Here is a 12,422-nt window from a genome sequence, read left to right on the forward strand (position 1 = left end):
ATCCCCTGAAATAAGGGGATTTTTCCTTTTTACTCTTTGTAAGACTTTGATAATGACTAATGCGTCCCGCTCTTCTCGCTCCCGCTGGTTTAAGTGGCTGCTGTTGTTAATCCTGATTGCGATTATTGCCGGCGTCGTCTGGCGGGTGCTGCCGTCTGGCAAAGGGCAAGGCGCAATGCCGCCTGGCGGCCCTCACGGCGGACGCGGCGGCCCGCCGGGAATGGCGATGATGGGTGGCGGCGCGACGCTGGTGCATAGCGGCGTGGCGACCACTGCCGACGTGCCGGTTTACCTTAACGCGCTGGGTACGGTGATCCCTAACGCCAGCGTCACGGTGACCAGCCGCGTCGACGGTCAGCTGGAGAAGGTTTACTTCACCGAAGGACAAAAAGTAGAGGCGGGACAGCTGCTGGCGCAGATCGATCCGCGCAGCTTCCAGGCGACGCTCAATCAGTATCAGGCGGAGCTGAGCCAGAACCAGGCGCTGCTGAAAAGCGCCGAGCTGACGCTGGCGCGCTACCGCAAGCTCTACGCGCAGGATTCGCTGGCGCGTCAGGATCTCGATACCCAAATCGCTACGGTCGGCCAGTATCGCGGCGCGGTGGCGGCCGATCAGGCGCAGATCGCCAGCGCGAAGCTGAGCATCGAATATGCGCGCATCACCGCGCCGGTCAGTGGCCGCGTCGGGCTGCGGCTGGTCGATCCGGGCAATATGGTGCAAAGCTCCAGCAGCACTGGCCTGGTCACTATCACGCAGATGCAGCCTGCCGCCGTGACCTTCAGCGTGCCGCAGAGCCATATCCCCGGTCTGATTAAGGCGCTGCACCAGGGGCAGGCACTGCCGGCCACCGCCTTTGATCAGGACAACAGCCGCGCGCTGGCGCAGGGCGAAGTGAAATTTATCAGCAACGAGATCGACACCGATACCGGCACCGTGGCGCTGAAGGCCACCTTCGCCAATGAGGATGAGGCGCTCTACGCCAACCAGTTTGTCAACCTGCGCGTGCAGACGCGTATCCTGAAAGGGGCGACGGTGATCCCGTCGCAGGCGCTGCAGCTGAGCAGCGACGGCAGCTTCGTCTTCGTTATCAATAAAGACAACACCGTGACGCGCAAGGCGGTCTCTGCCGGTCCGGCATTCGGCGACGACAAACAGGCGATCCTCAAGGGCGTCGAGCCTGGCGATCGCCTGGTGACCGAAGGCATCGATCGCCTGACTAACGGCAGCAAGGTCACGCTGGCGGATGAGACGCAACCGACCGCACCCGCCGAGGCAAAATGAATCCGTCACGCCTGTTTATCCTGCGCCCGGTGGCGACCATTCTGCTGATGGTCGGCGTGCTGGTCGCCGGTATTTTCGCCTATAAGTTTCTCTCTACCTCGGCGCTGCCGCAGGTGGACTACCCGACGATTCAGGTCACCACGCTCTATCCTGGCGCCAGCCCGGATGTGATGGCGTCGTCAGTCACCTCGCCGCTGGAGCGCCAGCTGGGGCAGATGGCGGGGCTGAGCCAGATGACCTCCACCAGCTCCGGCGGATCGTCCATCATTACCCTGAAGTTCGGCCTCGATCTCTCGCTCGACGTCGCAGAGCAGGAAGTGCAGGCGGCGATTAACGCCGCTGATAATCTGCTGCCGAGCGACCTGCCCAACCCGCCGACCTATAAAAAGGTCAATCCGGCGGACAGCGCGGTGATCACCCTGGCGGCCAGCTCCGATACCCTGCCGCTGACGCAGGTGCAGGATCTGGTTAATACCCGCGTGGCGCTGAAGCTGTCGCAAATCTCCGGCGTCGGCATGGTTACGCTGGCGGGCGGCCATCAGCCAGCGATCCGCGTCCAGATGAATCCAACGGCGCTCGCCGCACACGGGCTAACGCTGGAGGACGTTAATACGTTGATTAGCAACAGCAACGTCAACGGCTCGAAGGGTGGATTCGACGGCAAATATCACTCGGTTACCATCGACGCCAACGACCAGCTACGCACCGCCGACGAGTATGGCAATCTGATCCTCACTTATCAGAACGGCGCGGCGCTGCGCCTGAAGGATATCGCCCATATCGAACAGGGGGCGGAAAACAGCTATCAGTCAGCCTGGGCCAACAGCAGTCCGGCAATTGTTATCAGCGTGCAGCGCCAGCCGGGCGCCAACGTAATTCAGGTAGTGGACAACATCAAAGCGGCGCTGCCGACCCTGCAGGCCGCGCTGCCGGACGGCGTAAAGATGACCATTCTTTCCGACCGTACCCAGACTATTCGCGCCTCGATCAGCGACGTGCAGTTCGAACTGATGCTGTCGATTGCGCTGGTGGTGATGGTGACCTTTCTGTTCCTGCGCAACGTGGCGGCGACGCTAATCCCCAGCGTCGCGGTACCGCTGTCGCTGGTGGGCACTTTCGGCGTAATGTATCTGGCGGGCTTTAGCCTGAATAACCTCTCGCTGATGGCGCTGACCATCGCCACCGGCTTTGTTATCGACGACGCCATCGTGGTGGTGGAGAATATCTCGCGGCGGCTGGAGGAGGGCGAACCCCCGATGCAGGCGGCGCTGAAAGGGTCGCAGCAGATCGGCTTCACGATTATCTCGCTGACCTTCTCGCTGATCGCGGTGCTGATCCCGCTGCTGTTTATGGGCGACGTGGTCGGGCGGCTGTTTCGCGAGTTCGCCATTACCCTGGCGGTCTCCATTCTGGTGTCGATGCTGGTGTCGCTGACGCTCACCCCGATGCTGTGCGCTTATCTGCTGCGCCATATTCCGCCGGAGAAGCAGTCACGCTTCGCACGCAAGGGCGGCGAACTCTTCGACAGGCTGATCCGCGGCTACGACCGGCTGCTGACCATCGTGCTCAACCACCAGAAGCTGACGCTGCTGGTGGCGCTGGCGACCTTCGCGCTTACCGCGCTGCTCTATCTGGCGGTGCCGAAAGGCTTCTTCCCGACGCAGGATACCGGACTGATTCAGGGCATTACGCTGGCGTCACAGGACGTTTCCTTTAGCGAAATGGCGAAGCGTCAACAGGCGCTGGCGAAAGCGGTGCTGACGAATCCAGCCGTGGAGAGCGTCTCATCCACTATCGGCATCGACGGCAGCAATACCAGCCTTAACAGCGGGCGGCTGCAGATTAACCTGAAGCCGTTCAGCGAGCGCGACGTCAAAGCCGACGTGGTGATTAAGCAGCTTCAGCAGGCGGCGGCGCAGGTGGCGGGCATTCAGCTCTATATGCAGCCCGCGCAGGATCTGACGGTCAACGATCAGGTCACGCCAAGCCAGTATCAGTTCACCCTTGACGACCCCGACAGCGAAAACCTGGTCACCTGGTCGCCGCGGCTGGTGGCGGCGCTGCAAAAATGCCCGGAATTTAACGGCGTGGTCAGTAATTTGCAGAATCAGGGGCGCGTCGCCTGGGTGGAGCTGAACCGCGACAAAGCGGCGCGCTACGGCATTACCGCGTCGGACGTTGATACCGCGCTCTATAACGCCTTCGGCCAGCGTCTGGTGTCGACCATCTTTACGCAGTCAAACCAGTATCGCGTGGTGCTGGAAGTCGCGCCTGCCTGGCAGCAGTCGCCAGCCTCCCTTGAGGAGGTTTATCTCCAGCCGTCGACCAGCACCAGCTCAGCGACGACTTCGACCTCTGCTTCGACTTCGACCTCGACCTCGACATCAACCTCCTCGACGACGACATCCGGCTCGGCCAGCAGCAACGCCAGCAAGGGCATGGTAAAGCTGACCTCTGTCGCCACCATTCACCAGCGCGCCGGTTCGCTGATGCATATGCGGCTCAACCAGTTCCCGGCGGTGATGATCTCTTTTAACCTCAACAGCGGCTATTCGCTGGAGGATGGGCAAAAGGCGATCGCCGAGGTAGAGCAGCAGCTGCAGCTGCCGTCGAGCATAACGCTGCGCTATCAGGGTGAAACCTCCGCTTTCCAGAGCGCGACCGGCAATACGCTGTGGCTGATCCTCGCCGCGCTGCTCACCATGTACGTGGTGCTGGGCATTCTCTATGAGAGCTTTATCCATCCGGTCACTATTCTCTCGACGCTGCCGTCGGCGGCGGTCGGCGCGCTGCTGACGCTGCTGCTGGCGGGCAGCGAATTCAGCCTGATCGCCCTGATCGGCGTGATTTTGCTGATCGGCATCGTGAAAAAGAACGCCATTATGATGATCGACTTTGCGCTGGAGGCAGAGAACAAGCAGCACCTCAGCCCGCGCGAGGCGATCCATCAGGCCTGCCTGCTGCGCTTCCGTCCGATTCTGATGACCACCATGGCGGCGCTGCTTGGCGCGCTGCCGCTGATGCTGGCGTCGGGTTCGGGGGCGGAGCTGCGCCAGCCGCTGGGGCTGGTGATCGTCGGCGGGCTGATCGTCAGCCAGGTGCTGACGCTCTTCTCTACGCCGGTCATCTACCTCTGGTTTGACGCCATCGCGCAGCGCGGTAACGCCTGGGTGAAACGCCGCCAGCAGCAGTCGCGAGGCGAGTCATGAACCTGACGCGGCTGTTTATCTTCCGCCCGGTTGCGACGCTGCTGCTGACGCTGGCGATCCTGCTGCTCGGCGCGCTCGGTTATCGGCTGCTGCCGGTCGCGCCGCTGCCGCAGGTCGATTTCCCCACCATTATGGTGAGCGCCAGCCTCGCCGGGGCCAGCCCGGAAACCATGGCGGCGACGGTCGCGACGCCGCTGGAGCGCGCGCTGGGGCAAATCGCGGGCATTACCGAAATGACCTCCAGCAGCTCGCAGGGATCCTCCAGCATTATTTTGCAGTTTGAGCTGGACCGCGATATCAACGGCGCGGCGCGCGACGTGCAGGCCGCTATCAACGCCTCGCGCAGTCTGCTGCCGAGCAGCATGGAGTCGCTGCCGACCTACCGCAAAGCCAATCCCTCCGACGCTCCTATCGTGATGCTGGCGCTTACGTCCAAAACGCGCACGCCCGGCGAGCTGTACGATCTGGCCGAAAGCAAGATTGAGCAGGCGATGGGGCAGGTGAAGGGCGTCGGCGAGGTGTCGCTGATGGGCAGCGCGCTGCCTGCGGTGCGGATCGATTTACAGCCGCAGAAGCTGACGCACTACGGCATCTCGCTCGATAGCGTGCGCAGCGCCATCGCCAGCAGCACCACTAACCTGCCGAAAGGGATGCTGCAGGGCAGCAGCCAGTCGTGGGTGGTGGACAGCAACGGCCAGCTCGACAAGGCGGCCCAGTATCGCGATCTGATTGTCGCCTATCAGGACGGCAAGGCGGTGCGTCTGCACGACGTCGCCACCGTATATGACTCGGTGGAGGATCAGTATCAGGCCGGATATCTCAACGCTGCGCCTTCGGTGATGATCGGCATTACGCGCCAGGCGGGCGCCAACATGCTCGAAACCATCGACGCGATTAAGGCGCAGCTGCCGGCGCTGGAGAAGAATCTGCCCGCCGATACGCAGCTAAAAGTGGTTGTTGACCGGTCGCCGGGCGTGCGCGCCTCGCTCTACGATACCGAAGAGACGCTGCTGATTGCAGTGCTGCTGGTGATCGCCGTGGTATTTATCTTTCTGCGCAACCTGCAGGCGGTGATCATCCCGGCGCTGGCGCTGCCGGTATCGCTGATCGGCACCTGTGCGGTGATGTATCTGCTCGGCTATAGCCTCGACAACCTGTCGCTGATGGCGCTGATCATCTCCACCGGCTTTGTGGTGGATGACGCTATTGTGGTGCTGGAAAATATTACGCGTCACATTGAAGAGGGGCTGGGGCCGGTACGCGCGGCGGTGCGCGGCGCGCGCGAAGTGAGCTTTACGGTGCTGTCGATGACGGTGTCGCTGGTGGCGGTGTTTATACCCATTCTGCTGATGGGCAGCATCGTGGGCCGCCTGTTTCGCGAGTTCGCCGTTACGCTCACGGTATCGCTGCTGATTTCGATGTTCGTCTCTCTCAGCCTGACGCCGATGCTCTGCTCGCGGCTGCTGAAGCGCAAACCGCGCGTCACCCGGCGGCCGCATCCGGTTTATCAGTTTATTGAAAATCAGCTTAATGCGCTGCTGGCGGCCTATGCGCGCGGGCTTAACTGGGTGATGCGCCACCAGAAGCTGACGATATTCAGCCTGCTGCTTACCGTTCTCTTTAATCTGTTTCTCTACAGCGTGGTGCAGAAGGGCTTCTTTCCCAATCAGGATACCGGCCTGCTGATGGGGGCGCTGCGCGCCGACCAGAATATCTCGTTTCAGGCGATGAAGCCGAAAATGCTGATGTTCACCCGCATTATCCAGTCCGACCCGGCGGTAGAGAGCGTGATGTCCTCGATGGGCAGCGGCATGTTCGGCTCGCGCAACAGCGCCAACTTCTTTGTGCGGCTTAAAGACTTAGACCAGCGCGACGCCACCGCCACCGAAGTGGCCAACCGGCTGAGCATGAAAACCAGCCATATCGCTGGCGCGCAGATGTTTCTGATGGCGGCGCAGGATCTGCATATCGGCGGCCGCAGCGCCAATGCCAGCTATCAGTACAGCCTGCAGGCGGACGACCTCGATCTGCTGCGTACCTGGACGCCGAAAGTGCAGGCGGCGCTGGCGGCGATCCCGCAGCTCAACAGCGTCGATTCCGACTCGCAAACCGGCGGTCAGGAGATCGTAATTAATATCGACCGCGATCGCGCCACCCGCCTCGGCGTGAACGTGAAGATGCTCGATACCATGCTGAATAACGCCTTCAGCCAGCGCCAGGTGGCCACGCTTTACCACACGCTTAACCAGTATCACGTCGTGATGTCGCTCAACAGCAGCTACACGCGCGATCCGGCGATTCTGCAGGAACTTTACGTCATTAACGACAGCGGCGATCGGGTGCCGCTCTCCGCCTTCGCCAGCCTGACCACCGGCAACGCGCCGCTGTCGGTGGCGCATCAGGGACAGTCGGCCACCAGCACCATCGCCTTTAACCTCAACGACGGCGTCTCGCTGGAGCAGGCGCAGGTGCTGATTAAGCAGGCGATGGCGAGGCTCGGTCTGCCTTCAACCATTCAGGCTGGTTTTGCCGGCACCGCCGCCGCCTTTGCCCAGCTGACGGCGACCATGCCCTGGCTGATCCTGGCGGCGCTGGCGGCGGTCTATATCGTGCTGGGCGTGCTCTACGAGAGCTATGTGCATCCGCTGACTATTCTCTCCACGCTGCCGTCGGCGGGCGTCGGCGCGCTGCTGCTGTTGCTGCTCACCAACACCCAGCTGACGGTGATCGCGTTGATCGGCATTATTCTGCTGATCGGCATAGTGAAGAAAAACGCCATTATGATGATCGACTTTGCGCTCGACGCCGAACGCCGCCTCGGCCTCTCGCCGCAGCAGGCGATTGTTCAGGCGTGCCTGATGCGCTTCCGTCCCATCATGATGACAACGCTGGCGGCCTTCTTCGGCGCGCTGCCGCTGGCGCTCGGCAGCGGCGGTGACGCCGATCTGCGCAGTCCGCTCGGTATAGCGATCGCCGGTGGCCTGGCGCTGAGCCAGCTGCTGACTCTGTTTACCACGCCGGTAGTCTATCTCTGGTTCGACCGTCTGAGTCGCGCCACCCAACGTCAGTGGCGCCGTCTGCGCCATGCGGAATCGTGATCCATGAAAAAAGTTTCTCTCGCTTTACTGCTGCTGCTTGGCGGCTGCGCCGTCGGCCCCGACTATCAGCGTCCCGCCGCCAGCGTGCCGCTGCACTATAAAGAGGCCAAAGGCTGGCAGCGCGCCACGCCGCAGGACGACCAGAGCAAAGGCGAATGGTGGGCGGTCTATCATGACGCCACCCTGAGCAGCCTGCTGCAGCAGGTCAGCATCTCTAACCAGAATGTCGCCAGCTACGCCGCTCAGTACCGCGAAGCCCAGGCGCTGGCCGCCCAGTCGCGCGCCGCGCTCTTTCCGACGCTCGGCTATGACGTCAGCGGCACGCGCAGCGGCACCCGCTCCGCGAACAGCGGCGCGCGCAGCACCACCAACAGCAATTCGGCGCAGCTGAGCGCCAGCTGGGAGCTGGATCTGTGGGGCAAACTGCGCCGCACCCGTGAAGAGAACGCCGCCAGCGCCGAGGCGAGCGCCGCCGAGCTGGCGAACGTAACGCTCAGCGCCCAGTCGGAGCTGGCGCAGGACTACTTTCAGCTGCGCATTATGGATGAGAAGATCGCGCTCTATCAGCAGAGCATTGCGGCCTATGAGCGCTATCTGAAGGTGATCGAGAATAAATACCAGGCCGGCAGCGAGTCGCGCGCCACGCTGGCGCAGGCGCAGATGCAGCTGGAGAGCGCCCGCGCCTCGGCGCTTGACTACCAGTGGCAGCGCGCCCAGCTGGAGCACGCCATCGCGCTGCTGGTAGGGAAAACGCCCGCCGAATTCAGCCTGCCGGTCGCGAAGCTGAACGCGACGCTGCCGCCGCTGCCGCAGGCGCTGCCGTCGCAGCTGCTGCAGCGCCGTCCCGATATCGCCTATGCCGAGCGTAACGTCGCGGCGGCCAACGCCGCCGTCGGCGTGGCCATTGCCGGTTACTATCCCGACCTGACGCTGAGCGCCAGCGGCGGCACCAGCGCCTCGGCGCTGCATAATCTGTTTTCGCTGCCTTGGCGCGTCTGGTCGCTCGGCCCCGATCTGAGCGGCACGCTGCTCGATTTCGGCGCCACTTCGGCGAAGGTGGAGCAGGCGCGCGCCGCGTATGACGCCAGCGTCGCCAGCTATCGTCTCGCGGTGCTGACGGCGATGCAGGAAGTAGAGGACTATCTGGTGGAGCTGGCTACGCTAAACAACGAGCTGGCGGCGCAGCAGCGCGCCAGCGACGCCGCGCGCGAGTCGGCGCGCGTGACGCGCAACCAGTATGAGGCGGGAATGATCGACTATCTCGACGTCGCCACCACTGAGACCAGCAGCCTCAGCGAGCAGCAGAGCCTGCTGACGCTGCAAAGTACGCAGTGGGTCACCAGCGTGGCGCTGATCGCTGCGCTCGGCGGCGGCTGGCAGGCGACGCCTTAAATCGCGCCTTTACGCTTGTCGAACGACGTCAGATCCTGCATCGTTAGGAACCTTTTTAGCGATGCTATGGAGCTGGCATGTTATTTACATTTTTACGTCTGGTCTGCCGCCTGCTGTGGCGGGTGGAACTGCGCGGCGACACCGCTGCGCTGCATCAGGAAAAAGTGCTGATCGCGCCGAATCATATGTCTTTTCTTGACGGCGTGCTGCTGGCGCTGTTTCTGCCGATCAGGCCGGTTTTCGCGGTCTACTCCTCCGTCAGCGAGCAGTGGTATATGCGCCTGGTGAAGCCGCTGATCGACTTCGTTCCGCTCGATCCGACCCGTCCGATGTCGATCAAGCAGCTGGTGCGGCTGATCGACAGCGGCCGTCCGGTGGTGATCTTCCCGGAAGGGCGCATCACCGTTACCGGCTCGCTGATGAAGATCTACAGCGGCGCCGGTTTTGTCGCCGCCCGATCGCAGGCCAGCGTGGTGCCGATGCGCATCGAGGGCGCGGAGTACACCCCCTTTGGCCGCCTGGCCGGCATCTTTAAGCGCCGCCTTTTCCCCCGCATCACGCTGACGCTGCTGCCCGCCACCCGCATTCCGATGCCGGAAGCGAAGCGCGCGCGCGAACGCCGTCAGCTGGCGGGCGAACACCTCCACCATATTATGATGGAGGCGCGCATGGCGGTGCGCCCGCGTGAAACGCTGTTTGAAGCCTTCCTCAGCGCCCGTACCCGCTACGGGGCGTTCAAGCGCTGCATCGAAGACGTTAACCTGAAGCCCGACAGCTATACCGGACTGCTGAAAAAGGCGCTCGGCGTCGGGCGCATTCTTGAGCGCTACAGCCAGCCGGGCGAGATTGTCGGCCTGCTGCTGCCCAACACCACGGTAACGGCGGCGGCGATCCTCGGCGCCTCGCTGCGCGGCCGCGTTCCGGCCATGCTCAACTACACCGCCGGGGTAAACGGCATGCGCGCGGCGCTGACCGCGTCGCAGGTCAAAACCATTTTTACCTCGCGTCAGTTCCTTGAGAAGGGCAACCTCTGGCATCTGCCGCAGGGGCTGAGCGATATCGAATGGATCTACCTGGAGGATCTGCGCGGCAGCGTGACGACGCAGGATAAACTCTGGATCCTGGCGCATCTGCTGTTCCCGCGCCGCGCGCAGGTGGCGCAGCAGCCGGAAGAGGCGGCGATGGTGCTGTTTACCTCCGGCTCGGAGGGCAATCCGAAAGGGGTGGTGCATTCCCATAAAAGCCTGCTGGCGAATGTGGAGCAGATCCGCACCGTGGCGGATTTTACCCCGCGCGATAAATTTATGTCGGCGCTGCCGCTGTTCCACGCCTTTGGCCTGACGGTCGGTCTGTTTACGCCGCTAATGACCGGCGCGCAGGTGTTTCTCTATCCCAGCCCGCTGCACTACCGCATCGTGCCGGAGCTGGTTTATGACCGCAACTGTACTGTGCTGTTCGGAACCTCGACCTTCCTCGGCAACTACGCGCGCTTTGCCGCGCCTTACGATTTCGCGCGTCTGCGCTACGTCGTGGCGGGGGCGGAGAAGCTGCAGGAAGCGACGCGTCAGATCTATATGGAGAAATATGGCATCCGCATTCTTGAAGGCTACGGCGTGACCGAATGCGCGCCGGTAGTGGCGATCAACGTACCGATGGCGGCGAAAGCGCACACCGTCGGCCGCATTCTGCCGGGCATGGATTCGCGCCTGATGTCGGTTGAAGGCATTGAGCAGGGCGGGCGACTGCAGCTGCGCGGACCGAACATCATGAAAGGTTATCTGCGCGTCGAAAACCCCGGCGTGCTGGAAGCGCCCGCCGCCGACAACGGCGAGGGTCAGATGGAGGCGGGCTGGTACGATACCGGCGATATCGTCAGCTTTGACGAGGGCGGCTTCTGCCAGATTCAGGGACGCGCCAAACGCTTCGCCAAAATCGCGGGCGAGATGGTGTCGCTGGAGAGCGTCGAGCAGATCGCTCTGAAAGCGTCGCCGGAAAAACAGCATGCGGCGTCGCTGCGCGCCGACGGCAACCGCGGTGAAGCGCTGGTGCTCTTTACCACCGACGGCGACCTGAAACGCGACGGGCTGCAAAAGGCGGCACGCGAGCTGGGCGCGCCGGAGCTTGCCGTCCCGCGTGATATCCGCGTATTGAAACAGCTGCCGATGCTGGGCAGCGGCAAGCCGGACTATGTCAGCCTGAAAAAAATGGCGGAAGAGGAGCAGGCATGAGCACGCTGAATACGCAGGAGATGTCGCTGACGTCGCGCGGGATGCTGGCGGTTATGGGCGCGCAGTTCTTTTCCGCCTTTGGCGACAATGCGCTGCTCTTCGCCACCCTGGCGCTGCTGAAAAGCGAGCTTTATCCCGACTGGAGCCAGCCGGTGATGCAGATGCTGTTCGTCGCGGCCTATATTTTGCTGGCGCCCTTTGTCGGCCAACTGGCGGACAGCTTCGCCAAAGGCCGGGTGATGATGTTCGCCAACAGCCTGAAGCTGCTGGGCGCGCTGCTGATCTGCTTCGGCTTTAATCCTTTCGTGGGCTATACGCTGGTAGGCATCGGCGCGGCGGCCTACTCACCCGCCAAGTACGGCATCCTTACCGAGCTGACCTCCGGCGAGAAGCTGGTGAAAGCCAACGGCATGATGGAGAGCTCCACCATCGCCGCGATCCTGCTGGGGTCGGTATCGGGCGGCGCGCTCGCCGACTGGAGCCTGCTGGCGGCCCTGGTGGCGTGCGCGGTTACCTACGCGGCGGCGGTGGCGGCGAACCTCTTTATTCCGAAGCTTGCGGCGGCGCGGGCGGGGCAGAGCTGGAACCCCGGCGCGATGCTGCGCCGTTTTTTCCAGGCGTGCAGTCTGCTGTGGCATAACGCGGAGACGCGCTTTTCTATCCTCGGCACCAGCCTGTTCTGGGGCGCGGGCGTGACGCTGCGCTTCCTGCTGGTACTGTGGGTGCCGGTGGCGCTCGGCATCAACGACAACACCACGCCGACCACGCTCAACGCCATGGTGGCGATTGGCATCGTGGTTGGCGCGGGCGCGGCGGCGAAGCTGGTGACGCTGGAGACGGTGCGCCGCTGTATGCCCGCTGGCGTGCTGATTGGCGTGATGGTGGTGATCTTCTCTCTGCAACATTCGCTGGTGAACGCTTACCTGCTGCTGATGGTGATTGGCGCGCTGGGCGGCTTTTTCGTGGTGCCGCTCAACGCCGTATTGCAGGCGCGCGGCAAGGCGAGCGTCGGCGCAGGCAATGCGATTGCGGTGCAGAACTTCGGCGAGAATATCGCCATGCTGGTGATGCTGGGGCTGTATACGCTGGCGGTGAAGGCGGGCGCGCCCGCGGTCGCGACCGGCATCGGCTTCGGCGCGCTGTTTGCGCTGGCGATTGCGGTGCTGTGGATATGGCGGCCGAAAAAACAAGCGTCACGTTAGCAGGCAGCAAT

General features: G+C 62.9%; 6 protein-coding genes. All 6 read left to right on the plus strand.

Translation table 11 applies throughout. The features are described 5' to 3' along the window. Positions 1 to 52 precede the first annotated feature (52 nt). The 6 genes from MHZ89_RS16490 to lplT all read left to right on the plus strand — a co-directional run bounded on the left by MHZ89_RS16490 (position 53) and on the right by lplT (position 12,411). The gene (locus MHZ89_RS16490) at positions 53 to 1,282 is read left to right on the plus strand and encodes an efflux RND transporter periplasmic adaptor subunit (protein WP_311783911.1); all 1,230 of its coding nucleotides are present in this window, start codon (positions 53 to 55) and stop codon (positions 1,280 to 1,282) included. Further along, complete coding sequence (locus MHZ89_RS16495; protein WP_311783912.1) at positions 1,279 to 4,491, plus strand: efflux RND transporter permease subunit; 3,213 nt, start codon at positions 1,279 to 1,281, stop codon at positions 4,489 to 4,491. The genes MHZ89_RS16490 and MHZ89_RS16495 overlap by 4 nt, the downstream gene beginning before the upstream one ends. Continuing rightward, entirely contained in the window at positions 4,488 to 7,589 is a 3,102-nt protein-coding gene (locus tag MHZ89_RS16500) for an efflux RND transporter permease subunit (protein WP_311783913.1), read from the plus strand. The genes MHZ89_RS16495 and MHZ89_RS16500 overlap by 4 nt, the downstream gene beginning before the upstream one ends. Before the next feature lie 3 nt (positions 7,590 to 7,592). After that, positions 7,593 to 8,981 carry an efflux transporter outer membrane subunit gene (locus MHZ89_RS16505; RefSeq protein WP_311783914.1) on the plus strand — a complete coding sequence of 463 codons (1,389 nt, stop codon included), beginning with the start codon at positions 7,593 to 7,595 and terminating at the stop codon, positions 8,979 to 8,981. Positions 8,982 to 9,058: 77 nt separating this feature from the next. Beyond that, positions 9,059 to 11,209 carry a bifunctional acyl-ACP--phospholipid O-acyltransferase/long-chain-fatty-acid--ACP ligase gene (aas, locus tag MHZ89_RS16510; protein WP_311783915.1) on the plus strand — a complete coding sequence of 717 codons (2,151 nt, stop codon included), beginning with the start codon at positions 9,059 to 9,061 and terminating at the stop codon, positions 11,207 to 11,209. Beyond that, positions 11,206 to 12,411, plus strand: coding sequence for a lysophospholipid transporter LplT (lplT, locus tag MHZ89_RS16515; RefSeq protein ID WP_311783916.1), 1,206 nt, complete (start codon positions 11,206 to 11,208; stop codon positions 12,409 to 12,411). Before aas ends, lplT begins: the two co-directional genes overlap by 4 nt. The last annotated feature ends 11 nt before the right edge of the window (positions 12,412 to 12,422 follow it).

It is taken from the genome of Pantoea sp. ACRSB (assembly GCF_022346905.1).
Classification (GTDB): Bacteria; Pseudomonadota; Gammaproteobacteria; order Enterobacterales; family Enterobacteriaceae; genus Pantoea; species Pantoea piersonii.